Source organism: Nonomuraea sp. NPDC050394 (assembly GCF_044459065.1).
Taxonomy (GTDB): Bacteria; Actinomycetota; Actinomycetes; order Streptosporangiales; family Streptosporangiaceae; genus Nonomuraea.
On sequence record NZ_JBITIO010000013.1, the window covers coordinates 47,661 to 70,459 of the forward strand.

Below are 22,799 nucleotides of genomic sequence, written 5' to 3' on the forward strand. Positions count from 1 at the left end.
CAGCGGGGTGTGCGGCCTCGGCGACAAGCCGCCAAGCACCCCGCCGAGGCCGCGCCCCACTCCCAATCACGCAGAGGAAGGCGCTACCAGCATGTCAGCCGCCGGTACCCGCAACCAGAGCCGCCGCCGCCCTCCCGTATCACCGCAGCCCCCGCCCGGCCTGCTCGCCCCGACGCGTGCAGCCGACGTTGATGGCACCCAACTGACGATCACTCACCCCCGCGATGCGTCGCGTTCTGCCGTCGCCACCCGACGCGTCGCGTCTCTCGGCAATGAACGCGACGCGTCGTCTCCCACCGTGGTGGCACACGACGCGTCGAATCGCGACGCCCGCGTCGACGCACGACGGCTATGCGCCTGGTGTCGCAACCCGATTCCGACCGGTGCACGCCGGGACGCGGTGTGCTGTTCCACCCGGTGCCGGCAAGCCCGGCACCGCTTCACCCGAACCGTGGGCACCGCACAACCAGGCGTCGCCCCTGGCCACCCGCTACGGCTCGCCTACGCAGACCCGCCCTATCCCGGCAAGGCATGGCTGTACCGGGGCCACCCCGACTACGCCGGTGAGGTCGATCACGCCGCCCTGATCCGTCGCCTGTCGACCTACGACGGGTGGGCGCTATCCACCTCCGCCGCCGCCCTGCCCGCCGTGCTCGCCCTCTGCCCGCCCGGCGTCCGCGTCGCGGCCTGGCATCGCGGCGAACGACCGGCGATAAGCCGATGGCCGCTCAACGCCTGGGAACCCGTCATCTTCACCGGGGGGCGCCCCGCCGACCCGTCGCGCGTCGACGCGCCGCTGCGGACGCGACGCGTTGACTCACTCGTACACGGCGTCTCCCCGATGACCACCCTGCCCAGCCGCGTCATCGGCGCCAAGCCCGCCGCGTTCTGCCGCTGGCTGTTCGACCTCCTCGGCGCACAACCCGGCGACAGCCTCGACGACCTGTTCCCCGGCTCTGGCGCCGTCACCCGCGCATGGACGGCCTACACCCACGTCCCCGACCCGTCACCCCAGGCCGAAACCGACACGTCGCGCCCGACGGCAGACGCGACGCCTGACAGGGGCGATGCAGCATGAGCACGCCCGGCACCGTCTACCTACTGCACTTCGCACACCCGTACAAGCACGCCCGCCACTACATCGGATGGACCGGCGACCTGGACGCCCGACTGGCCGAACACCAGGCCGGCCGCGGCGCGCGACTGCTGGCCGTGGTCAAGGCCGCCGGCATCACCTGGACACTAGCCCGCACCTGGAACGGCCCCCGAAGCCGCGAACGCGCCCTCAAACGCCAAGGCGGCGCAAGCCGCTGCTGCCCCCTGTGCGGCGTACGCCCCCGCCCCGACACCCAACCACCCCCACCGACTGCTGCCAAGCCGGTCGTCATCGCCCGGCCGCGGCCCGGCGACCCGGACATGCTCGCCAAAGTGGCCGCCGCCTTCCACGAGTCCGAAACCCTGCTACCCGTCCACGAGATCGCCCAACGGCTACCCGTCCGCCCCGGCGGACCCTGCTTCGGCTGGGAAACCCCCGTCATGGCCGCCACCCTGCGCCGCAACGCCATCCCCATCCACCCCCACACCCACCCGGCCGGCGCCATCCTGCTCACCGAACTACGCACCGCCCTATCTCACGAGGTGGCCGCATGAACACCTGCACCCGCTACGCCCTGGCCGCTGCCGCCCGAGGATGGCCTGTATTCCCGCTCGCCATCGGCGACAAGGCGCCCCCGGAGGGCTTCACCGACTGGGAACAGCGCGCCACCCGCGACCCCCGCCGCATCCGCGCGTGGTGGCGGCGCGCCCCGTTCAACGTCGGTATCGCCACCGGCCCCGCCAACCTGCTCGTCATCGACCTCGACATCCCCAAACCCGGCCAGCACCCACCCGCCGAATGGGACCTGCCCGGCATCCGGTCGGGCGCCGACGTCTTCGCCCTGCTTTGCCGGCGCGCCGGCATTCCGGCGGAGTTCGACACCTTCCGCGTCCAGACTCGCCGCGGCGGCACCCACCTGTACTTCACCGCCCCGCCCTACATACGACTACCAAGCACGAACGGCAGTCTCGGATGGCTGATCGACACCCGCGCCTGGGGCGGCTACGTCGTCGCGCCCGGCAGCACCGTCACCCTCCCAGACGGCACCGGCACCTACACGGTCCTGCACCGCGCCGCGCCCGCCCCGCTACCCCCCTCCCTGTTCAAGCTTCTCCAACCCGCCCCGATCCCGCCCAAGAGCCCCGTCCACGTCCCCATCCCCGACAGCCGCCATTCCGCCTACCTACGCGCCGCCCTCGAACGCGAACTCGCCCACCTGGCCGCCGCCCAACCCGGCCAGCGCAACCGCACCCTCTTCGGAGTATCCGCCGCTCTCGGCGAACTCATCGCCGGCGGCGCCCTCCCCCAACAGCAGGTCCAAGAACGGCTTGAACAGGCAGGGGTGGCCCTCGGACTCACCCTCGCCGAAGCCGCGCGAACCGTCGCCTCCGGGTTCCGGCACGGCGCCCGCCGACCCCGCCGCCTGTCCACCAGCCGCACGCTCACATCAGGGAGAGCCGCATGACCCATCCACCCGATGGCGCCGCCCTGCTCGACCAGCTACGCGACGCGCTCACCCGCTACGTGATCCTGCCCTCGGCCGAGGTCGCCGACGCCGTCACCCTGTGGATCGCCACCAGCCACGCCCAACCCGCCATGGCCCACGCGCCGCGCCTGGTCATCCGCGGCCCCGAAAAGCGCTGCGGCAAGTCCCGGCTGCTCGACGTGGTGGAAGCGACCTGCCACAACCCGTTCATCACCGTGAATTCGTCGTCGCCGGCCGTCTACCGCTCCATCGGCGCTGATCCGCCCACCATCCTGGTCGATGAAGCAGACACCATCTTCGGCCCCAAAGCAGACGGCAACGAAGACCTCCGCGGCCTGCTCAACGCCGGCCACCAACGCAACCGGCCGGCGAAGAGATACGACGCCGCCCGCAATCAGGTCGAGAGCATTCCGACCTTCGCCATGGCCGCTCTGGCCGGTATCGGCCAGATGCCCGACACCATCGAAGACCGCGCCATCGTCGTACGCATGCGCCGCCGCGCCCCCGGCGAGAAAGCCGCCCCCTACCGCATCCGCCGCGACCGGCCCGCGCTACGCGAACTGGCCACCGCCCTCAACCAATGGCTCCGAGCCGACCTGCCCACCCTGGAGGAAGCCGAACCCGCCATGCCCGTCGAAGACCGCGCCGCCGACACCTGGGAACCCCTGGTCATCATCGCCGACCACGCCGGCGCCAGCTGGCCCGACCGAGCCCGCGCCGCCGCCCTCGCCCTCACCGCCGAAGCCGACGACAACGGCACACCATCCGCAGGGCTCCGCCTGCTCACCGACTGCCGGCAAGCGTTCGGCGCCGATACCGCCCTGGCGACCGCCACCCTGCTCGACCGCCTCAAAACCAACCCCGAATCAGGCTGGGCCGACTACGGACCCGCCGGCCTGACCGCCATGAAACTCGGCGCCCTCCTCCGCGAATACGACATCCGATCATGCAACATCCGCTTCACCAACGGACAAGCCAAGGGCTACCAACGTGCCGATTTCCTCGACGCCTGGGCCCGCTACTGCCCCGCCGTCGAACCCGTCCCACCGGCCGACGTGCTCCCCTTCGAGGGGGGTACCCGTCCCAGCCGTCCCAGCCTCATCACCCCAGCTCAAAGCGGGACGGCTTGAAATCGTGGGACGGCTCAAGCCGTCCCACCAAAAAAGCCGTCCCAGGGCTGACCAGCCAAAACGAGGCTGGGACGGCTGGGACGGCTACCCCCTCAAAACGCGCCAACAGGCCCCGGCGACAAGCCGCCAAGCACCCCGCCGAGGCGATCAACTCCCTCACCGATCACGCGCCAAAGGACTCTCGCCCATGGCTGCCAGCCTGCGCCCGGAACCCGTTGGATCCGCCTATCCCGTCATCCTTACGCCGGACGAGCTCGCCGAAATGCTCAAGCTCGACTCCAAGGAAACGATCTATCAGTGGCGTCGTAAGCGGACAGGCCCGCCTGGGTTCCGCGCCGGCCGACACCTTCGGTTCATGCTCTCCGACGTCCTCACTTGGATGGGTGACCAGACCCAGGTTGGAGCGCGATGATATGGCCGGCCACGTCCAAGACCGCTGGTACAAGACCACCTCCAGCGCCGATGGGAAGCCGGCGCGCGTCCGGACCGAGAGGTACGGCACCGGCATGCGATATCGAGCCAGGTACGTCGGCCCCGACGGGACAGAGAAGAGCCGTTCGTTCCCTGATCGGCAAAAGCGCCGAGCTGAGACCTGGCTCACGGAAATCGAAGCGGATATGTCGCGAGGCCAGTACGTCGATCCGCGCGCCGGCCGGACCACCTTCAAGCAGTACGCAGAGAAGTGGTTGGACTCACTGACAACGGACCTCAACACGCGTTCATCTGTCGAGACCCAGATTCGGCGGCACGCCATTCCCTATCTCGGACCGCGCCCGCTCGACTCCTTCCAGCCGAGCCACATTCGTGAGTGGCTTGCCCAGTTGGAACCTGCCCTTCCCAACTCCTCGTACCGTCGGGTCATCTTCGGGAGCGTGTCAGCCATCTTCACCGCCGCAATAGATGACGGGGTGATAGCAAAGAATCCCTGTGCTGTGCGGTCCGTCACCGCGCCGGCACCCGCTAAAGGTCGTGTCCAACCATGGACGGCAGGCCAGGTGTTCGCAGTGCGCGAGGCACTACCAAACCGCTATCAGGCCATGGCCGACCTCGGCGGCGGCTGCGGACTTAGGCAAGGAGAGATCTTCGGTCTCCCGCTAGACGAAGTCGATTTCGGCACCGGATGGCTCCACGTCGCATATCAGATAAAGGTCATCAGGGGGCGCCTAGTATTCGCCCCGCCCAAGCGTGAAAAGGAACGGGATGTGCCACTTCCCGATCGTGTCGCAGGGGCGTTAGGTGAGCACGTCGAGAGCTTCCCTCCGGCAGAAGTCACGCTGCCATGGCGAACGCCGGACGGTCCGCTGCTGACCAAGCGACTTCTGTTCACGCGCGACCAAGGTGGCCCGGTACGACGGAGCGACTTCAACGTGTACGCCTGGAAGCCGGCGCTGGTGGTCGCTGGCATCATTCCGCCGCCGAACGGCAGCGAACGACACCAAGCAGCACGAGAGCATGGCATGCACGCTCTCAGGCACTTCTACGCCTCGGTGTTGCTGGATGCGGGGGAGAACATCAAGGCGCTGAGTCAGCACCTCGGGCACGGCGATCCAGGCTTCACGCTGAGGGTCTACACCCACCTCATGCCGAGCAGCGAAGGCCGTACACGGCGAGCCGTGGACAAGGTCTACGAGGCCACCGACACACAGCCAGACGGCCCACAGACGGCCCGGGGGTGATCAAGCAGGTGTGGGCCAGGGGAACTCATACCTCTGTCCCACACCTGCAAATACCAGCAAAAGGCTTCTGACCTGCCGCTACAGAACCGGCAGGTAGCGGCCCAGCTCGAACTCGGTGACCTGGCGGCGGTAGTCGCGCCACTCGGCCCGCTTGTTGCGCAGGAAGAAGTCGAAGACGTGCTCGCCCAGCGTCTCCGCGGCCAGTTCGCTCTGCTCCATGACCCCGATGGCCTCGTCAAGCGACTGGGGGAGCGGCCGGATGCCCAGGGCGCGGCGTTCGGCGCTGGTCAGGGTCCAGACGTTGTCCTCGGCGGCCGCCGGGAGCTCGTACCCCTCCTCGATGCCCTTCAGGCCGGCGGCGAGGATGACGGCGAAGGCGAGGTAGGGGTTGCAGGCGGAGTCCAGCGAGCGGAACTCGATGCGGGTCGAGCCGCCCTTGTGCGGCTTGTACATGGGGACGCGGACCAGGGCCGAGCGGTTGTTGTGGCCCCAGCAGATGTAGGAGGGGGCCTCGCCGCCCTGGCCGGCGATGGCCTCGGCGCCGCCCCAGAGGCGCTTGTAGGAGTTGACCCACTGGTTGGTGATCGCGGTGATCTCGGCGGCGTGCCGCAGCAGGCCGGCGATGAAGGAGCGGCCGGTCTTGGAGAGCTGGTACTCGGAGCCCGCCTCGTAGAAGGCGTTGCGGTCGCCCTCGAACAACGACATGTGGGTGTGCATGCCCGAGCCCGGGTGCTCGGTGAACGGCTTGGGCATGAACGAGGCCCAGATGCCCTGCTCCAGCGCCACCTCCTTCATGACCAGGCGGAAGGTCATGATGTTGTCGGCGGTGGTGAGGGCGTCGGCGTAACGCAGGTCGATCTCCTGCTGGCCGGGCGCGCCCTCGTGGTGGCTGAACTCCACCGAGATGCCCATCGACTCCAGCATCATGATCGCCTGGCGCCGGAAGTCGTGGCCGGAGCTGTGCGGGGTGTGGTCGAAGTAGCCGCCCGCGTCGATCGGCTCCGGCTTCTCCCCGGTCACCGGGCGGTTCTTCAGCAGGAAGAACTCGATCTCGGGATGGGTGTAGAAGGTGAAGCCCATGTCGGCGCACTTGGCGAGCGTGCGCTTCAGAACCCAGCGCGGGTCGGCGTGGGAGGGCGAGCCGTCCGGCATCAGGATGTCGCAGAAGATACGGCCGGCGCCCGGGTTCTCGCTGCGCCAGGGCAGGATCTGGAACGTCGACGGGTCCGGCTTGGCCAGCATGTCCGACTCGTAGACACGGGCGAAGCCCTCGATGGCCGAGCCGTCGAAGCCGATGCCCTCGGCGAAGGCCCCTTCGAGCTCGGCGGGGGCGATGGCGACCGACTTGAGGAAGCCGAGGACGTCGGTGAACCACAGCCGGATGAACCGGATGTCGCGTTCCTCGAGCGTGCGGAGCACGAACTCCTGCTGGCGGTCCAAGGCAGCCCCTCGTGAAGACATTGGTGGTCGCTTACAGGATGCCGTGTCCGTGTTTCGCACACGTTACGTGCCCCTCCGGTGCGTGGCTCACTGACAAACCACCCGCGCCCACCTAATGTGAGCACGCAGATCAGTCTCGGGGGAGGCATTTCGTGGCTATCGACCTGCGCAATCACAAACTCGACCGCGCCTTCGACCACATCGACGTGAGCGGTGGCGGCGAGATCGAGCGTGCGGACCTTCTGGGTCTGGGCGCGCGCATCCTGGTGGGCTTCGGCGAGTCGCCGACCTCGGCGACCGGCACCAAGCTCGTCGACAGCTTCGACGGGATCTGGGCCGCCCTGTCCGGGGCGCTGGACCGCGACGTGGACGCGCGCATGACCCGGGAGGACTTCCACAAGGCGATGGCGGCGGCGTTCATCGACGGGGAGCGCTACGAGCCGGTCTTCCGTCCCGCGATCCAGGCGGTGGCCGAACTCTGCGACGCCGACGGCGACGGGTTCGTCAGGCCGGGCGAGTTCCGCACGATGCTGAGCGCCTTCGGCACCGCCTACGACGACGTGGACGAGGCCTTCGACCGCCTCGACCGCGCCGGGCACGGGGTCCTGTCGGTGACGGACCTGGTCGAGGCGGCCAAGGAGTACTACACCGGCGAGGACCCGCACGCCTGCGGCAACTGGCTTTTCGGGCCCCTGTGATGGTGATCGCCTCCATGAGGGACGCGCTGCGTTCCGTGCTCGCGAGGAAGCCGGTGCTTCCCGCGCCCCGCCGCGGCGGCATTCCGGCCGAGGCGCTGCTGCCGCTGGTCGAGCGGGTGCCGGCGATGGCCGCGCCCTGCCGTATGCATCCGTCGGTGTACGCGATCGAGGCCGCCGTCCTCGACTGGGCGCGCAGGACGGGGCTGCGCGCCGACCCCGGCGTGGGCTTCCACCGGATGGCCGGGCGGGCGTTCGCGGAGTTCGACGCGGCCGCGGCGGCGTTGTTCGCGCAGTGGCTGACGTGGCTGTTCCACTTCGACGACGAGCTCGACGAGGGGCCGTGCCCGCTGGAGATCTTCCAGGGCCTGCTCCAAGGTACGGCGCAGCATCCGCTGGAGTCGGCGTTCGCCGATCTGTGGCGGGTTACCAGTGCCAGGATGAGCGACCGGTGGCGGGCCAGGTTCGCGATGGGGCTGCAGCGCCAGCACGACGCCTGCCGTACCGAGGCCAGGAACCGGGCGACGGGCCGGATCCCGACGATCGAGGAGTACCCGGCGCTGCGCAGGGGCACCGTCGGCCCCTACCTGTACGACCTGGTCGAGCCGTGCCTGCGCGTCGAGGTCCCGGACTGGGTGCACGCCTGCGACGCCTGGCGCGAACTGGTGGAGGCGTGCAGCGACACGATCGCCTGGTGCAACGACGTGGCCTCGCGCCCGAAGGAGCAGGGCGACGCGCACAACCTGGTCGTCATCGCCATGCACGAGCTCGACCTGGACGAACGCGCGGCGACCGCGTGGGTGCTCGACCGCGTCGAGGAGCGCTGCGCCGACATGCGCGCGGCCGCCCGCCTGCTGCCGCTCGACGAACTGGAGCCCAAGGAGGCCCGCGACGCCAGCAAGGTGGCCTGCGCCTACCTGGCCGCGCCGCGCGCCCACCTGGACTGGCTGCTGGAGTCGGCGCGCTATACGTAACGTGATCGCGCGATCTCCCTATGTACTCATGTGGCGCGGCACAGACGGCGTAGGCGGCGGCGGGGGCTCGGCGCGATCTCGGCGCTGGGCGCGGCGGGCGTGGTGTTGTGGACGGCGAACCTGCTGAACGGGCCCGCCTGCGCGGCGCCGCGTGCCGATCCGCGACTGGAGCGGTCGCTGGGCTTCGTGGTGAAGCCGGGCTCGGACGAGGAGTGGCTGGCCGTACAGGTGCTCGATCACGGCGGGCCGCTGCGCAGCGTCGAGGTCCGCGTGGACGGCCGCTGGCGCGACCTGCGGCGGCGCGCCGACGGCTACTGGGTGGCGCGCGACGGCGCGGGCGACGGCCCGTTCGCGTTCCGGGTGACCGGCGTGCGCGCGCACCGCAGGACCGTCGACGACCTGGACCTGGCACCAGGCGAGGTGCAGCGCACGGGCGTCTTCCTGTACGGCCCCGCCCGCCCCTCACCCGCTCCCACGCCGGCTCCCGCCGCTGCCGACGGCCAGCGCGTCGCCTGTTGAGGTGCGCCGGTAGACGACCTGCTTGCCGACCCGCATGCCGACCGCGAGCCCGCCGTCGCTGAGCACGCCGAGGTGCTGGCTGACCGCGCCGGCGGTGAGCGCCATGCGGCGGGCCAGCGCCGAGGTCGTCGCCGGCTCGGCCAGCGCGAGCAGGATCTGCGCCCGGCTCCTGCCGATGAGGGCGGCCAGCGCGCCGGGCGCGGGCGGCGGCCCGTCCTCCCACAGGGTGCCGACGCCCAGCACGGGATAGATGAGCGCCGACTGGTACGGCGCGGTCATCACGGCGACCGACGGCCAGTAGAAGGCGCTCGGCACCAGGACCAGGCCGTCGCCGTGCAGGCCGCTGTCGTCGCACCAGGGGCGGTCGACGAGCAGCCGCTCGCCGGTCCAGACGACGGCGGGGTCGAGGGAGGCGAACAGCTCGCGGGCGCCGCCGGTGGCCAGTTGCCGCGAGCGGCGCAGGACGTCGCGTTCAAGCAGGCCGTAGACACGCGGCCAGTACTCGGCGAAGCAGGCGTCCCAGTACGCCTGGAGCGCGTCGGCGGTGCGCCGCAGGCCGGCGGCGGGGTCGGCGAGGAAACGGTCGGTCACCGCCCGGTCGACGTTCGCGACCTTGGACGCCTCCTGGGCGGCGGTCCCGGGCGGCGTCCGCCGTACCCGGTCGAGTTCCTGCGCGAAGTCGGGCAGCGGGGTGTCGGGCGGCGGCGTGAGGAAGTCGGCGAGGTAGCCCTCGGCGGGCACGAGCGCGAAGAGCTCGTCCATGTCGAGCTGGGCCAGGCGGGGGCGGACCGCCTTGATCCACGGCAGGTGGACCAGCTGGCGGGCGGGGTCCTGGAGTGTGCGCAGGCTGGCCACGAGCTCCCACAGAGGGGAGAAGCCGAAGCGGATCCTGGCGACGTCCTCGCTCTTCAGCACCCAGGTCACTCCCATAGGTTTTAGTGTGCCCTAAATCGTTGGAGCCTCAAAAGCGGATATTTCATGCTCTGGGGGTGACTAATGCACTTGCCGAGAAGCCGTCCTTCCTGCGATCGAAGGTCGGCGGGCTGCCCAGGCCCTTCTGGGCCCTGTGGAGCGGCACGCTCGTCAACCGCCTCGGCACCATGGTGCTGCCGTTCACCGGCGTCTACCTGACCCAGGCGCGCGGGCTGTCGGTCGCCGCCGCCGGACTCGTGATGGCCCTGTTCGGCGCGGGGTCGCTGATCTCCCAGCTGCTGGCCGGAGTGCTGACCGACCGCATAGGCCGCCGGGCCACGCTGGCCGGCGGCATGCTGGCCACCGCCGCCGCCATGATGTGGCTCGGCTACAGCACCTCGTTGCCGTCGATCCTGGCCGCCATGTTCGTGCTCGGCGTCGTGATCGACGCCTACCGGCCCGCCTCCAACGCGCTCGTGGCCGACCTGGTCCCGCCCGCCGAGCGGCCGCGCGCCTACGGGCTGCTGTTCTGGGCGATCAACCTCGGCTACGCGGTGGGCATGACGGCGGGTGGCTGGCTGGCCGAGCTCGGGTTCGTCTGGCTGTTCTGGATCAACGCCGCCACCAGCGTGGCCTTCGCCCTCCTGGTGTGGCGGGCGGTGCCGGAGACCGCGCCGCCCCCCGCCGAGGGGAAGGCCGGCGGCGGGTTCGGCACGGTGCTGCGCGACCGGGTCATGCTGGGCTTCACGCTCGTCGTGCTGGGCAACGCGCTCATGTACTCGCAGACGTTCACCATGCTTCCCGTCGCCATGACGAAGGTCGTCGGGCTCAGCACCGGCGAGTTCGGACTGGCCATGGCGCTCAACGGGGTGCTCATCGTCGTGGTCCAGCCGCTGGTGTCCAACTGGCTGGGCCGCCTGGACGCGCCCGTCACGCTGGCCACCGGGCTGGCCGTCATGGCCGTCGGCTTCGCCCTCACGGCCTTCGTCACCAACGTGGGCATGCTCGCGTTCACCATCGTCGTCTGGACCGCGGGCGAGATCGTGACCGCGGGCATCGTCGGCACCATCGTCGCCGCCCTCGCCCCCGCCCACCTGCGCGGACGCTACTCCGGGCTGTTCGGCTTCGCCTGGTCGGTCTCGACCGTGCTCGCGCCGCTGGCCGGCAGCGCGCTGCTCGGCGTGAGCGCCGGAGCGCTGTGGTTCACGCTCGGCGGCGTCGGCATCCTCTCGGCCGCCGGGATGATCGCCCTCGGGCCCGCCGTCCGCCGCAGAAGCGCCCTGGCGGGCTAGAGCCGGGGGACATCCCCGCACGGCAACGCCTCCGCAGGTACGAATGCGACGCAGACTAGGCTGTTCACGTGGCTCAACTGCGCATCGCGCTCGTCCAGACGAACCCGACGGTCGGCGACCTGTCCGCCAACGCCGGCAAACTGCTCGCGTGGACCCGCGAAGCGGCCGGGCGCGGCGCCCACCTCGCGGTTTTCACCGAGATGTTCCTCACCGGATATCCCGTCGAGGACCTCGTGCTCCGCACCTCCTTCGTGGAGGCCAGCATCCGCACGCTGGAGGAGTCGGCGGCCCGCCTGGCCGCGGAGGGGCTCGGCGAGCTGCCGGTGCTGGTCGGCTACGTCGACCGCGCCGGGCTCGCGCCGCGGGCCGGCCGGCCGAGGGGCGCGCCGCTCGACGCCGCCGCGCTGCTGCACCGCGGCGAGGTCGTCTACCGTACGGCCAAGCACCACCTGCCCAACTACGGCGTCTTCGACGAGTACCGCTACTTCGTCCGCGGCGACCGGCTGCCGATCTTCCGGCTGCACGGGGTCGACGTGGCCGTCGCGGTCTGCGAGGACCTCTGGCAGGACGGGGGGCCCGTGGCCGTCGTCGGGCAGGCGGGGGCCGGGCTCCTGGTCGCGCCGAACGCCTCGCCGTACGAGAAGGACAAGGACGACGTGCGGCTGGAGCTGTGCGCGCGGCGCGCGCGCGAGGCCGGCTGCCCCCTCGTCTACGTCAACCAGGTCGGCGGGCAGGACGAGCTGGTCTTCGACGGCGACTCGCTGGTCGTCGACGCGACCGGCGCGCTGGTGGCGCGGGCGCCGCAGTTCCGGGAGGACCTGCTCGTGGTGGACCTGGAGCTGGCCGCGTCCGACGCGCCGCCCTCGCAGGTCGCCTACGACGCGGGCGACGGCTCCACGATCACCGTCGACCGGTTCGTGCTGTCGGGCGAGCCGCTCGCCCCTTACGAGCCCGCCCCGGCGCCGCTGGCCGCGCCGCTCGACGCGCCCGCCGAGGTCTACCACGCGCTGGTGCTGGCCGTACGCGACTACGTGGCCAAGAACGGCTTCCAGTCGGTCATCCTGGGCCTGTCGGGCGGCATCGACTCGGCCCTGACCGCGGCCATCGCCTCCGACGCCGTCGGCCCCTCGCGGGTCCACGTCGTGCTCATGCCCTCGCGCTACAGCTCCGAGCACTCCATCGGCGACGCGGAAGAGCTCGTGCGGCGGCAGGGCGTCCACTCGCGCGTCGTGCCCATCGGCGACATCGTCAACGGCTTCGAGAAGGAGATCGAGCTGTCCGGACTGGCCGCGGAGAATCTCCAGGCCAGGGTACGCGGCATGATCCTCATGGGCCTGTCCAACGAGCACGGCCACCTGGTGCTGACCACCGGGAACAAGAGCGAGCTCGCCACCGGCTACTCCACCCTCTACGGCGACTCCGCCGGCGGCTTCGCGCCCATCAAGGACGTGCCGAAGACGATGGTGTGGGAGCTGGCCCGCTGGCGCAACGCCCATCACAGCCCGCTGTTCGCGATGGACGCGCCGGCCCCCATCCCGGAGAACTCCATCACCAAGGAGCCGAGCGCCGAGCTCCGCCCCGACCAGCGCGACACCGACTCGCTGCCGCCGTACGAGGTGCTGGACCGGCTGCTGGACGACTACGTGGAGAAGGACATGGGCTCGGCCGAGCTCATCGCCGCCGGCCACGATCCGGCGCTGGTCACCCGGATCATCAGGCTGGTCGACCTGGCCGAGTACAAGCGCCGCCAGTACCCGCCCGGCCCCAAGATCACCCCGAAGAACTTCGGCCGCGACCGCCGCCTGCCCATCACCAGCCGCTGGCGCGAGGAGGTCTAACCCGCCGCCAGGACGGCCCGGCACGTGGTCAGGATGAGGGCGTCCAGCTCCGGGGGAGGAGTGCGCCCGGCCAGGAGGTGGCGGCGGACGGCGCCGTAGGGGACGTCGGCCAGGGCGAACATCAGGTGCTGCCGGTCCGCGCCGGGGTGGCGCGAGAGGTAGGCGTCGAGGGCGCCGGCCGTTCGCTCGTTCACCTCCGCCAGTTCGGGTCCCAGCTGGTCCGGCCACTGGGCGGCCAGGTCTTCCCTGCGGTGCAGGAGCAGGGCGGCGGCCGCGGCGGGGTTGGCGCGGCACCAGCGCGGCGTGTGAAGGGCCGCCGCCTCGACGTCGTCGTCGGCCATGGCGGCGATGAAGCCCTCCTGGAAGCTGTCCACGCACCGCAGCCACACCCTGGCCAGCAGCAGGTCGCGGGAGGCGAAGCGGTGGTAGAGGGATCCGATCGGGGCGCCCGTGCGCGCCGAGACGGCGGCCATGGTGACGGCGGCGGGGCCGTCGGCGCCGAGGATGGCCAGCGCGGCGTCCAGTATCTGGTCCTGCGTGAATTTCGCCGGTCTTCCCACGCTCGCCCTCCGATGGTATTAGTGGAGTAGTTCTAGAATCTACCATCTAATTGAGGGGGCGGACATGTCCGCAGCGAGCCACGTCGTCAGGGGCTTCTACAGCGCCGCGAAGGCCGCCGACGGGGGCGCGATCCTGGCGCTGCTGCATCCGGACTTCGAGGCGCGCACCGCGCCGGGCATGCCGTGCGGCGCCGGTGGTGTCTTCAGCGGGCCGATGGAGGCGCTGACCCGGGTGTGGGGCGCGGTGTTCGCCGCGTACGACACCGCGCCCCACGACGAGACCTGGCAGGAGACCGCCGACGGGACGGTCGTGGTCACCGGGCACTACCGGGGCCGCGCGAGGGCCACGGGCCGGGAGTACGAGGCCGAGTTCGTCCACCTGTGGCGGGTGGCCGACGGCCGGATCTCCCGGCTGCACCAGTACACCGACACGGCCCGCTGGCACGAGGCGCTCGCCGCCTAGATCCCGGCGCCCGCCACGATGTCGGCCACCACCGGGTCGGACTCCAGCGCGCCCTCACCGAGCACGGTGTTGTCGGACAGCGTCACGCCCTTCGGTGGCAGGCCCGGGTCGGCGTCCCAGAAGTTGCCGATGAACGCCACGTGCTCCAGCGGCGGCGACACCTCCAGCACCACCGGGTTGTCGGCCCGGTGCACCACGTTGCCCTGCACGGTCACCCAGGCCGCGCCGTAGTCGGTGTAGAGGCCGTAGTTGTACGGCGTGAGCGTGTCCTTGATCACGTTGCCGCGGATCAGGGCGCCGCTGGCGTAGGAGGAGCCCTGCGGGCCGGAGACGTACAGGCCGCCGCCGTCGGCCAGCACCTGCATCGTGTCGTGGATCAGGTTGCCGAGCACCTGGGTGCCGCGTCCCGCGTTGACGACGATGCCGTTGTGCGGCACCTCGCCGACGTCGTTGCGCGCCACGACCGTGGACTCGGTCCCGGCGATCAGAATCGCTGGGGAGCCGTGGTAGTCGAGGCCGACGCGGCGCAGGCGGGTGCGCTCGATCCGGTGCTCGCGGGCGCCGTCGCGGATGACCACGCCGCCGCCCGCCACCTCGTCGATCTCGCTGTCGAGCAGCGCGTTGCGCGCCCCGGCGCCGCGGAACTCCAGCGCGACGCCGCCGAGCCGGGTGAACCGGCAGCCCTCCACGCGCACGTCCGAGGCGCCGTCGACGACCACGTTGCCGGGGATGTCGGCCGGGTCGCCCGGCACGGTGACCTGGCCGCCGTCAAACGTGACGACCTGGAGGTCGCCGCCGGCGTAGAAGCCGTTGCCGTGGTAGTGGAGGAACCCTTCCCGCCCGCTCGGCCGGGTCCACGCCGCCTCGGCGAAGGTGATGCCGCGGAAGGCGGCGCCGCGCACCCCGTCGGCGTGCACGAGCGTCTCCAGGACCGGCGCCACCACGTCGTCCAGGCTCTCGCCGGGCAGCGGCAGGTAGTGCAGCACGCCCTCGCTCACCGCGAACGTGCCCGGGGTCAGGAAGGCGGGGCTGTTCTCCGCCGCGGTCGGCGCGTCCACGGCGTAATGCTCGCCGCCGCCCTCCCAGGTGATGATCGAGTGGTAGAGCCGCCGCGCCCAACCGAAGGCGGGCTGGGCCATGGTGATGCTCGTGCCGGAGATCGACGCCACCGGGATGCGCGCCTCCGACCAGGGGTAGGCGCCGCGGTAGACGAACTCGACCGCGCCCGGCCAGTCCACGGCCTCCTCAAGGACGTAGCCGGTCTCGGTGGCGGTGATCGCCGTCTCGCCGAGTGAGAGTGAGGCGCGCTCGGCGCGGCGTCCGCCCACGTAGAGCTGGCGCACGGGGGTCGCGGGCGCCGCCGCCCGCCACACGCCGCCCTCGCCCTCCTGCCAGCCGGTGATCGGCGTGCCGCCGCTGACGACCACCTTTTCCGGTACGGCGGTGCCGTACCCGTGGGCCTGAAGGACGATCCCGGAGTCGGCCCCGGTCAGCCGGAGCGTCTCGGTCAGCCGGTGGACGCCGGCCCTGAGGGTGATCACGCCGCCGGCGGCGCGGGCACGTTCGAGGGTGGCGAAGGGGCGCTCGATCGTGCCGGGGCCCGAGTCGTCGCCGGAGGGGTCGACGAAGATCATAAGAAGTCCCTTCAAGTATGCGGTGTACACATCTGGTATACAGCATAGACAGGGAGAGGAGTCAAGGGGTGGCCGATCCGGAGCGCAGCACGGAACTGCTGTGGGGTGCCAAGGGGCGCGGCGGGCTCAACCTGGAGCGCATCGTGCGCGCCGGGATCGAGCTCGCCGACGCCGAGGGACTGGCGGCGGTGTCGATGCGGCGGGTGGCCGAGCGGCTCGGCTACACCACGATGTCGCTCTATCGTCACGTTCCCGGCAAGGCGGAGCTCGTGGACCTCATGCGCGACACTGTGCTGGGGCGCGAGCCGGACCTCGGCCCGCCGCGCGAGTGGCGGGCGGACACGGAGGCGTGGGCACGCTCGGGCCTGGAGTTCTACCGGCGCCATCCGTGGCTGCTGGAGTCGGCCGGCGTGCGGCACGTGCCGGGGCCGAACGCCGTCGCGGCGTTCGAGCAGGCGCTGGCGATCATGGCCGCGACCGGGCTGCCGCCGGCCCAGGTGGTGGCGGTGGTGGGGCTGGTCGGCGCCTTCGTGGAGAGCGCGGCCCGCGAGGTCGTCGAGACGGCGAAGATCGAGCGGCGGACCGGCGTGGGCCACGACGAGTGGTGGGGCGCGCGCGACTCGCTCTACCGGCACCTCGACCGCTATCCCACGCTGTCGCGCGTCTACGAGGAAGGCGGCTTCGACGAGCCGCTGGACCCGTTCGAGTTCGGGCTGCAACGGGTGCTCGACGGGATCGAGACGCTCATCCGTGATGAAGTGCGTGACGAAACTACGTGTGCTGTGTGCGGGAAGACGATCGACGCGACCGGCGCGGGACGGCCCCGCGCCTATTGCTCGCGGGCCTGCCAGCAGAAGGCCTACCGCCGCCGCAAAGTATGAAACGCTGGCAGACGTCATGATCCGCACGCATACCCTCATCGAGAGCCCCGTCGGGCCCCTCACGCTGGTCGCCCTCGACGGGCTGCTGACCGGCCTCTACATGCGCGAGCAGCGCTACCGGCCGCCGGAGGAGTTCTTCGGCCATCCTGACCCCGAAGCCTTCGGCGAGGTGAGCGCCCAGCTCCAGGCGTACTTCGCCGGTGACCTGAAGGTCTTCGACCTGCCGATGAACCTGGTCGGCACGCCGTTCCAGAAAGAGGTCTGGACGGCGCTCATGGAGATCCCGCACGGCGAGACCCTCACCTACGGCGGGCTGGCGCAACGGCTCGGCCGGCCGCCCAGCGCGGCCCGCGCGGTCGGGCTGGCCAACGGCCACAACCCGGTCAGCATCATCGTCCCCTGCCACCGGCTCGTCGGCGCCAACGGGGACCTGACGGGTTACGGGGGCGGGCTGCCCGTCAAGCGCTACCTGCTCGACTTCGAGCGGGGGACGCTCTTCTAAGCCGCGTCGACAGCGTGATCTCGCGCAGTTCCCCGCGGGTCGTGGCGCAGTCGACCAGGCGAAGCTGCTCCATGACGCGGGCGGCCTGCGGGTTGTAGGTCAGCTCCTCGGGGCAGCCGTCCAGCACCCTGCGCAGCATCGCCGTGGCGCCGGCCGCGTCGCGCTCCATCGAGTGGGCCCTGGCCAGCGACAGGAAGTAGCGGGCCTGGCGATCCCTGGCGCGCAGGCGGGCGGCGTCGATCCCCCCGGACAGGCGGATGGCCTGCCGGTAGCGTCCCAGGCGCACCGCCACGGCCACCGCCTGCGCCTCCACCTCGGCCGCGCCGAACGGGGCGTGCAGGTCGTCGCGGTCCTCGCCCAGCGACTCGCCGATCTTCCTGGCGCGGTGCAGCAGCTCCTCGGTGTGCGGGACGTCGTTCTCCTCGGCGGCGGCCTGCGCCGCGGTCAGGTAACAGCCTCCGGCCACGGCGATCGCGGACGGCCCCGCCTGCCCGGCACCGTCGATCGCGGCCAGGCAGAGCTGGCGGGCGTCGCCGTACCTGCGCAGGTGGATGAGGACCTCGGCCAGCTCGGCGCGCGCCACCGCCGACAGCAGCGGGTCGCCCGCGCGCCCGGCCGCGGCCACGCCCCGGTCGGCGGCGAGCAGCGCGAGCGCGTGCTGGCCGCAGCCGCGCAGGAACGTGGAGAAGAGCCGGTAGACCTGTGTGAGCCCGGCCGCCCCCGGCTCCTCGCCCGGCGGCGCCGTCTCGGCCATCACCAGCAGCTCCGGCAGGCGCCTGCGTACCTCCGAGTAGCGGCGCGGCGAACGCTGCCAGACGTCCCACGCGGCCGAGACGTGGCGGGCGATCCGATGCGCGCTCTCGCCCGGCTCCCCGGAAAGGCGCCTGGGATAGAGCAGCGCGTGGCCGATCTCGTCGTACTCGCCCTGCGCGCCCATCGCCGGCAACGCCACGTCGCCGCCGACCAGCTCCGACAGGTCGCTGATCCGCAGGACGTCGGCGATGCGCAAGATGGTGGACAGCCGATCCAGCGGCCGGGCGCCGTTCTCGATGAGGCGCAGCCACTCCTCGCTGCAGCCCACGAGGTTCGCCAGGATCCGCCGCGAGATGCCGCGCGAGCGGCGTACGGCCATGATCCTGGCTCCGTCGACCATGAAGTCGCTGGTCATGACTTCACCGTAGGCCAGGATCCGGCGGCGCCCCGCGGCTCCCGGCGGCCAGGAAGGGCGGCCACTTGCTGCCGGTTCCGCGGGGCCGGATCCGGGTTACCGTGGAAAGGATCGCCTGCCGTACAACAGCAGTTGGATCTAGCCCGATCTCCCGTGCCCAGACTGCCCCTACACCTTTCGGCAGAAGGAGATCACGATGGGGCTACTGGACGTCGAAACGATTCGGAAGTCGTTCCCCTTCTTCGACCCGGCCGCTGACGGCTCCGGCCCACCGGTCTACCTGGACAGCGCGGCGACCACGCAGAAACCCGCGGCGGTGCTGGACCAGCTCAACGCCTACTACACACGTTCCAACGCCAACGTCCACCGCGGCGTCTACCGCCTCGCGGTCGAGGCCACCGAGCTGTACGAGGGTGCCCGCAGCAAGGTGGCCGCCTTCGTCGGCGCGCGGCGCAGCGAGGAGATCGTGTTCACGAAGAACGCGACGGAAGCCGTCAACCTGCTGTCCTACTCGCTCATGTGGGCCGCCGACGAGCACCGCGTCGGCCCCGGCGACGAGATCGTCGTGACCGAGATGGAACACCACTCGAACCTCATCCCGTGGCGGCTGCTCGCCGAGCGGGTCGGCGCGAAGATCAGCTATCTGGGCATCACGAACGACGGCCGCCTCGACCTGTCCGCACTCGAAGAGCGGGTGACCGAGCGCACCAAGCTGGTCGCCGTCGTCCACGCCTCCAACATCCTCGGCACCATCAACCCCATCGCGCCCATCGCCGCCCGCGCCGCCGAGGTGGGCGCGCTGCTCGTCGTCGACGCCGCCCAGTCGGTGCCGCACCTGGGCATCGACGTGAACGCGCTCGGAGCCGACTTCGTCACGTTCTCCGGGCACAAGATGTGCGGGCCCACCGGCATCGGGGTCCTGTGGGGCAAGTACGACCTGCTCGCCGAACTGCCGCCCTTCCTCGGCGGCGGCGAGATGATCGAGACCGTCACCGTGGACGCCATGGCCTACGCGCCGCCGCCCCTGCGCTTCGAGGCGGGTACGCCACCGGTCGCCCAGGCCGTCGGGCTCGGCGCCGCCTGCGACTACCTCGACTCCCTCGGCATGGACGCCATCGCCGCCCACGACCAGGCCCTCATCGAGTACGCGCTCGACCGGCTCGGCCAGGTCCCCGGCATCCGCTTCATCGGCCCGGAGAACACCGCCGACCGGCTGCCGCTCATGTCCTTCGTCCTGGACGGCGTACCGCTCCAGCAGGTCAGGACCGCCCTCGACCAGGCCGGCATCGCCGTACGCTCCGGACACCACTGCGCCCAGCTGGCCTGCAGCCGCTTCGGCATCCCCGCCGCCGTGCGCGCCTCGTTCTACCTGTACAACACCCCCGCCGAGGTCGACTTCCTGGCCGACACCCTGGAGCGCACCCGCTCCACCACCACCGTCTACGCCACCCCGCCCGAGCTGACCGACACCCGCCCCGTCCGCCCGTACAAGGAGATCCTCATGCCAGGGATCTTCGAACCGTGGGGCCACGCGCTCGTCGGCGCCCTCGCCCCCGCGCCCGGCGCACGGGCCCTCGACGTCGGCACCGGCCCCGGTACGGTCGCCCGCCTCCTGGCCGCCGCCGTGGGACCCACGGGAGCCGTCGTCGGCACCGACATCAGCGCCGGCATGCTCGCCCTCGCCAAGGAGGAGCCGTCCGCGCCGGGCAGCGCCGCCATCCAGTACGTCGAGTGCGGCGCCGCGCCCCTCCACGTCTCCGACGAGGCGTTCGACCTGGTCACCATGCAGCAGGTGCTCCAGTACGTCCCCGACCGCCGGGCCGCCGTCGCCGAACTGCGCCGCGCGCTGCGGCCGGGGGCGCGTCTCGCGATCGCCACCTGGCTGCCCCTGGACCGCAACCCGCTCTTCGAGGCCCTGCACGCCGCGCTCACCTCCGTGCTGGGGCGGGAGGCGGCGGCGCAGTTCGAGGAACCGTGGTCGCTGAGCGGGGAGGAGGTCGCCGACCTGGTGGCCTTCGCCGGGTTCGGGCAGGTGCGGCTGGACCGGTGGACGGTGCCGGTCACCGTGGCAGGTGGGGCTGAGGCGCTGTCGTGCCTGTACTCGTTCTCGGCTGTGGGGCCCGAGGTGGCCGGGCTGGGGGGCGAGCGGCGTACCGCCCTGCTGGACGCGGTCCGCGCCAACCTCGCCGACCGCACCGACGCCGACGGCGTCCACGCGCTGACGGCGTCGAGCGTGGTGACGGCCACAGCCATCTGACGGTTCGCCGGCCTTCGTGCGCTCGCCGGCGCCGGTCTGGAAGGCGGCTCGCGGGTGAGAACCCGCACCGCCACCAGACCGGCCGGAAACAACGCCACCGCCACCCCGGCCCAGAGCCCCGCCGGGCCCTCGACGCCTTCACCGCTGCCCCAGGCCCATGCCTACACGAGCCCGATGGGGCCAAAGCGCCGGCCCGAGCGGTGCGACAGTGTGACGCTGAGGGCGCGATCCCGAGGGGGTGCGAGCCTCGGGGTGACCAAAACTGCGGCCTGGGTCGCCCGAAAGCTGTGAGCCTGGGGTGCCAAGTTGTGAGCCCGCAACGCGCAAAGAGGTGAGCCAGGGGGTGTGAGGGAGGCGGGCGGCCAGGTGGAGTCGGGTCAGGCGGGGCTGCGGGCAGTCAGGGCGAAGCGGTGGGCGGTGGCGGTCAGCGGATGGCCGACGCTCATCTGGTCGTGGAGCTCACGGAGGCGGTCGCCGTACCGGATGACGTCGAAGTCGGGAACGTGCCACGGTGTGATCCGCAGAAACAACACCAGCGCCCCCACGTCGTGGAACGTGGACGCCACCAGAGCCTCGTCCCGCCAGGAGACCTCGAACCCTTCCGCGGCCAGCTCCTCGACGGCGCCGGCGAGATCCCACTCCGCGTACTCGTGCTCCGGCGCGCCCAGCACCCGGTTGATCTCCGCGAGGTCCCGCCCGCCGACCTGCTGAGTGATGAACGTCCCCCCGGGCTTGAGCACCCGCCGCAACTCGGCGGGATCGTAGGACTCATGCCGGCTGACGATCAGCTCGAACGCCCCGTCGGGAAGCGGCAGCCGATCATCATCGCCCACCTCCACCACCTCGACCCCCAGCGGCTCCAGCCGTTTCCTGGCCACCGGAACATTGGGTGCGTATCCCTCGGTGGCCGCCGTCCGGGCGGGCAGCGGAGCGAACGAGGCCAGCACCTCGCCCCCGCCCGTCCCAAGATCCAGCAGCGTCCCCGTGTACGGCAGGCGCCCCCGCACCAGCTCCTCGTAGTCCCAGGGCAGAGCCGTGGAGTCCTCGACCATCCGCCCCCGCAACACCCCGAAGTCCCAGCCCTCGAAGGGCATGGTCAGCCCTTGCGCGATCAGCTCGTCATATTCCACCACCCGATCCTCCCACCCGGCGCTGTGGGCGGATGAGGAGTGGTGAAGGAGGGTGGGTGGCGTGGCTACCACTCGGTCGGTAGGTGTGGCGATGCGTTGGGCCGGGGCGGTCGTGCAATGCGATACGGCGGGGGTGTGGCGGGGCGTCAGGGGTGGAGGAGGCGGGTGGTCAGAGTTGGCGGATGGGGGTGTTGGACAGGTAGGCGTGGATGTCTTCCACTGCCTCACCGAAGTACGTCCTGTAGTTGGCCCGGGTGACGTAGCCCAGGTGCGGGGTGGCCAGGACGTTGGGGAGGGTGCGGAACGGGTGGTCGTGGGGGAGGGGCTCGGTGTCGAAGACGTCCAGGGCGGCGCCGGCTATGCGGCCCTCTCGCAGCGCGGTGATCAGGGCGTCCTGGTCCACGATGGCGGCCCGGGAGGTGTTGACGAGGTAGGACGTGGGGGCGCATGCGGGCCAGGTCGGGGCCTGAGATCAGCGAGCGGGTCCGTGGGCTCAGGACGACGTGGATGGAGACGATGTCGGCGGTCTCCAGGAGGGCCTGTTTGGAGGTGGCCGGCTGGACGCCGCACGCCGCTGCCCGCTCTGGCGTCAGGTTCTCACTCCAGGCGGTGACGTTCATGCCGAACGCCCGCCCCACCCGGGCCACCTGCGTGCCGATCTTGCCGAGGCCGATCACGCCGAGTGTGCCGCCGTGGAGGTCCGTGCCGATCGTCTGCTGCCAGGGGCCGTTGGCGCGCATCGACGCCGACTCCACGGCCGTCTGGCGGGCCAGGCCGAGGATGAGGGCCCAGGTGAGTTCGGCGGGCGGGGTGGAAGCGCTGGCGGTGCCGCAGACGGTGACGCCGTGTTCGCGGGCGGCGGCCAGGTCGATGGAAGCGTTGCGCATGCCGGAGGTGACCAGCAGGCGCAGGTTCGGGAGGCGGGCGAACAGGGAGGCGGGGAACGGCGTGCGTTCGCGCATGATGACGACGACCTCGCAGTCGGCGATGGCGGCGACCAGGTCGTCATGGCCGGCGAAGCGTTCCCGGTAGGTCCGGACGGACAGGCCCGACCAGTCGGCGAGAGTCAGGGCGACGCCCTGGTAGTCGTCCAGCACCGCGCATGTAACCACGCCGCGCAAGGTACCAGGCGGGTTCTGTCCTCCG

General features: G+C 71.2%; 22 protein-coding genes and 1 pseudogene. 15 read left to right on the top strand and 8 right to left on the bottom strand.

Features of this window, described 5'->3' with window-relative positions; all coding sequences use genetic code 11:
* Positions 1 to 451 precede the first annotated feature (451 nt).
* The 6 genes from ACIBKY_RS39195 (at position 452) to ACIBKY_RS39220 (ending at position 5,388) form a co-directional block, all read left to right on the top strand.
* Positions 452 to 1,078, top strand: coding sequence for a hypothetical protein (locus ACIBKY_RS39195; protein ID WP_397105033.1), 627 nt, complete (start codon positions 452 to 454; stop codon positions 1,076 to 1,078).
* Positions 1,075 to 1,650 (top strand): hypothetical protein, encoded by a 576-nt coding sequence (locus ACIBKY_RS39200; RefSeq protein ID WP_397105034.1) that lies wholly within the window; start codon positions 1,075 to 1,077, stop codon positions 1,648 to 1,650. The genes ACIBKY_RS39195 and ACIBKY_RS39200 overlap by 4 nt, the downstream gene beginning before the upstream one ends.
* Complete coding sequence (locus tag ACIBKY_RS39205) at positions 1,647 to 2,561, top strand: bifunctional DNA primase/polymerase (RefSeq protein WP_397105036.1); 915 nt, start codon at positions 1,647 to 1,649, stop codon at positions 2,559 to 2,561. Before ACIBKY_RS39200 ends, ACIBKY_RS39205 begins: the two co-directional genes overlap by 4 nt.
* Entirely contained in the window at positions 2,558 to 3,712 is a 1,155-nt protein-coding gene (locus tag ACIBKY_RS39210; protein ID WP_397105038.1) for a DUF3631 domain-containing protein, read from the top strand. The genes ACIBKY_RS39205 and ACIBKY_RS39210 overlap by 4 nt, the downstream gene beginning before the upstream one ends.
* 187 nt (positions 3,713 to 3,899) lie before the next feature.
* Positions 3,900 to 4,124 carry a helix-turn-helix domain-containing protein gene (locus tag ACIBKY_RS39215; protein ID WP_397105040.1) on the top strand — a complete coding sequence of 75 codons (225 nt, stop codon included), beginning with the start codon at positions 3,900 to 3,902 and terminating at the stop codon, positions 4,122 to 4,124.
* 1 nt (position 4,125) lies between these two features.
* The gene (locus ACIBKY_RS39220; RefSeq protein WP_397105042.1) at positions 4,126 to 5,388 is read left to right on the top strand and encodes a tyrosine-type recombinase/integrase; all 1,263 of its coding nucleotides are present in this window, start codon (positions 4,126 to 4,128) and stop codon (positions 5,386 to 5,388) included.
* 78 nt (positions 5,389 to 5,466) lie between these two features.
* Here ACIBKY_RS39220 and glnA read toward each other — a convergent pair whose 3' ends face one another.
* Positions 5,467 to 6,828 (bottom strand): type I glutamate--ammonia ligase, encoded by a 1,362-nt coding sequence (glnA, locus tag ACIBKY_RS39225; protein WP_379611505.1) that lies wholly within the window; start codon positions 6,826 to 6,828, stop codon positions 5,467 to 5,469.
* Between the two features lie 152 nt (positions 6,829 to 6,980).
* On the opposite strand from glnA, the gene ACIBKY_RS39230 reads away from it, so the two are divergent.
* From ACIBKY_RS39230 to ACIBKY_RS39240, 3 genes are read left to right on the top strand one after another with little or no spacing between them, the layout of a single operon-like run.
* A complete protein-coding gene (locus tag ACIBKY_RS39230) occupies positions 6,981 to 7,526 on the top strand; it encodes an EF-hand domain-containing protein (protein ID WP_397105044.1) in 546 nt (181 codons plus the stop codon).
* 14 nt (positions 7,527 to 7,540) lie between these two features.
* Positions 7,541 to 8,497 (top strand): terpene synthase family protein, encoded by a 957-nt coding sequence (locus tag ACIBKY_RS39235; protein ID WP_397105046.1) that lies wholly within the window; start codon positions 7,541 to 7,543, stop codon positions 8,495 to 8,497.
* A gap of 30 nt (positions 8,498 to 8,527) precedes the next feature.
* Positions 8,528 to 9,016: an expansin C-terminal domain-related protein gene (locus tag ACIBKY_RS39240; protein ID WP_397105048.1), complete on the top strand. Its 489-nt coding sequence runs from the start codon at positions 8,528 to 8,530 to the stop codon at positions 9,014 to 9,016.
* On the opposite strand, the gene ACIBKY_RS39245 is transcribed toward ACIBKY_RS39240, so the two are convergent.
* Positions 8,960 to 9,946, bottom strand: coding sequence for a DUF5937 family protein (locus tag ACIBKY_RS39245; RefSeq protein WP_397105050.1), 987 nt, complete (start codon positions 9,944 to 9,946; stop codon positions 8,960 to 8,962). The genes ACIBKY_RS39240 and ACIBKY_RS39245 overlap by 57 nt on opposite strands.
* A gap of 59 nt (positions 9,947 to 10,005) precedes the next feature.
* Between ACIBKY_RS39245 and ACIBKY_RS39250 the strand changes: the two genes are divergently transcribed.
* Together ACIBKY_RS39250 and ACIBKY_RS39255 are read left to right on the top strand one after the other, a co-directional pair.
* Positions 10,006 to 11,220, top strand: coding sequence for an MDR family MFS transporter (locus ACIBKY_RS39250; RefSeq protein WP_397105052.1), 1,215 nt, complete (start codon positions 10,006 to 10,008; stop codon positions 11,218 to 11,220).
* Between the two features lie 68 nt (positions 11,221 to 11,288).
* Positions 11,289 to 13,058 (top strand): NAD+ synthase, encoded by a 1,770-nt coding sequence (locus ACIBKY_RS39255; RefSeq protein WP_397105054.1) that lies wholly within the window; start codon positions 11,289 to 11,291, stop codon positions 13,056 to 13,058.
* Here the strand turns inward: ACIBKY_RS39255 and ACIBKY_RS39260 are convergent.
* Positions 13,055 to 13,618 (bottom strand): TetR/AcrR family transcriptional regulator, encoded by a 564-nt coding sequence (locus tag ACIBKY_RS39260; RefSeq protein WP_397105056.1) that lies wholly within the window; start codon positions 13,616 to 13,618, stop codon positions 13,055 to 13,057. The two genes, ACIBKY_RS39255 and ACIBKY_RS39260, sit on opposite strands and share 4 nt — an antisense overlap.
* A 64-nt stretch (positions 13,619 to 13,682) precedes the next feature.
* Here ACIBKY_RS39260 and ACIBKY_RS39265 point away from each other — a divergent pair, with 64 nt between their 5' ends.
* Positions 13,683 to 14,081, top strand: a complete 399-nt coding sequence (locus ACIBKY_RS39265) for a nuclear transport factor 2 family protein (protein ID WP_397105058.1) — start codon at positions 13,683 to 13,685, stop codon at positions 14,079 to 14,081.
* Here the strand turns inward: ACIBKY_RS39265 and ACIBKY_RS39270 are convergent.
* The gene (locus ACIBKY_RS39270; protein WP_397105060.1) at positions 14,078 to 15,715 is read right to left on the bottom strand and encodes a right-handed parallel beta-helix repeat-containing protein; all 1,638 of its coding nucleotides are present in this window, start codon (positions 15,713 to 15,715) and stop codon (positions 14,078 to 14,080) included. The two genes, ACIBKY_RS39265 and ACIBKY_RS39270, sit on opposite strands and share 4 nt — an antisense overlap.
* 68 nt (positions 15,716 to 15,783) lie before the next feature.
* Here ACIBKY_RS39270 and ACIBKY_RS39275 point away from each other — a divergent pair, with 68 nt between their 5' ends.
* Together ACIBKY_RS39275 and ACIBKY_RS39280 are read left to right on the top strand one after the other, a co-directional pair.
* Positions 15,784 to 16,596: a TetR/AcrR family transcriptional regulator gene (locus ACIBKY_RS39275; protein ID WP_397105062.1), complete on the top strand. Its 813-nt coding sequence runs from the start codon at positions 15,784 to 15,786 to the stop codon at positions 16,594 to 16,596.
* A gap of 16 nt (positions 16,597 to 16,612) precedes the next feature.
* The gene (locus ACIBKY_RS39280) at positions 16,613 to 17,098 is read left to right on the top strand and encodes a methylated-DNA--[protein]-cysteine S-methyltransferase (RefSeq protein WP_397105064.1); all 486 of its coding nucleotides are present in this window, start codon (positions 16,613 to 16,615) and stop codon (positions 17,096 to 17,098) included.
* On the opposite strand, the gene ACIBKY_RS39285 is transcribed toward ACIBKY_RS39280, so the two are convergent.
* Positions 17,055 to 18,266, bottom strand: coding sequence for a helix-turn-helix domain-containing protein (locus ACIBKY_RS39285; protein ID WP_397105066.1), 1,212 nt, complete (start codon positions 18,264 to 18,266; stop codon positions 17,055 to 17,057). The two genes, ACIBKY_RS39280 and ACIBKY_RS39285, sit on opposite strands and share 44 nt — an antisense overlap.
* Before the next feature lie 196 nt (positions 18,267 to 18,462).
* On the opposite strand from ACIBKY_RS39285, the gene ACIBKY_RS39290 reads away from it, so the two are divergent.
* Complete coding sequence (locus ACIBKY_RS39290; RefSeq protein WP_397105068.1) at positions 18,463 to 20,523, top strand: SufS family cysteine desulfurase; 2,061 nt, start codon at positions 18,463 to 18,465, stop codon at positions 20,521 to 20,523.
* Between the two features lie 377 nt (positions 20,524 to 20,900).
* Here ACIBKY_RS39290 and ACIBKY_RS39295 read toward each other — a convergent pair whose 3' ends face one another.
* The 3 genes and pseudogenes from ACIBKY_RS39295 to ACIBKY_RS39305 form a co-directional block, all read right to left on the bottom strand.
* Entirely contained in the window at positions 20,901 to 21,653 is a 753-nt protein-coding gene (locus ACIBKY_RS39295; protein WP_397105070.1) for a class I SAM-dependent methyltransferase, read from the bottom strand.
* Positions 21,654 to 21,822: 169 nt separating this feature from the next.
* Positions 21,823 to 22,056, bottom strand: coding sequence for an NAD(P)-dependent oxidoreductase (locus tag ACIBKY_RS39300; RefSeq protein WP_397105072.1), 234 nt, complete (start codon positions 22,054 to 22,056; stop codon positions 21,823 to 21,825).
* Between the two features lie 91 nt (positions 22,057 to 22,147).
* Positions 22,148 to 22,765, bottom strand: a pseudogene (locus ACIBKY_RS39305) (NAD(P)-dependent oxidoreductase); the annotation flags it as partial.
* Positions 22,766 to 22,799: the final 34 nt, after the last annotated feature.

Coding starts and splice junctions, on each gene's coding strand:
- ACIBKY_RS39200 (WP_397105034.1), top strand. CDS start 1,075: ATGAGCACGCCCGGCACCGTCTACCTACTGCACTTCGCACACCCGTAC.
- ACIBKY_RS39205 (WP_397105036.1), top strand. CDS start 1,647: ATGAACACCTGCACCCGCTACGCCCTGGCCGCTGCCGCCCGAGGATGG.
- ACIBKY_RS39210 (WP_397105038.1), top strand. CDS start 2,558: ATGACCCATCCACCCGATGGCGCCGCCCTGCTCGACCAGCTACGCGAC.
- ACIBKY_RS39215 (WP_397105040.1), top strand. CDS start 3,900: ATGGCTGCCAGCCTGCGCCCGGAACCCGTTGGATCCGCCTATCCCGTC.
- ACIBKY_RS39220 (WP_397105042.1), top strand. CDS start 4,126: ATGGCCGGCCACGTCCAAGACCGCTGGTACAAGACCACCTCCAGCGCC.
- ACIBKY_RS39235 (WP_397105046.1), top strand. CDS start 7,541: ATGAGGGACGCGCTGCGTTCCGTGCTCGCGAGGAAGCCGGTGCTTCCC.
- ACIBKY_RS39245 (WP_397105050.1), bottom strand. CDS start 9,946: ATGGGAGTGACCTGGGTGCTGAAGAGCGAGGACGTCGCCAGGATCCGC.
- ACIBKY_RS39265 (WP_397105058.1), top strand. CDS start 13,683: ATGTCCGCAGCGAGCCACGTCGTCAGGGGCTTCTACAGCGCCGCGAAG.
- ACIBKY_RS39270 (WP_397105060.1), bottom strand. CDS start 15,715: ATGATCTTCGTCGACCCCTCCGGCGACGACTCGGGCCCCGGCACGATC.
- ACIBKY_RS39280 (WP_397105064.1), top strand. CDS start 16,613: ATGATCCGCACGCATACCCTCATCGAGAGCCCCGTCGGGCCCCTCACG.
- ACIBKY_RS39285 (WP_397105066.1), bottom strand. CDS start 18,266: ATGACCAGCGACTTCATGGTCGACGGAGCCAGGATCATGGCCGTACGC.
- ACIBKY_RS39290 (WP_397105068.1), top strand. CDS start 18,463: ATGGGGCTACTGGACGTCGAAACGATTCGGAAGTCGTTCCCCTTCTTC.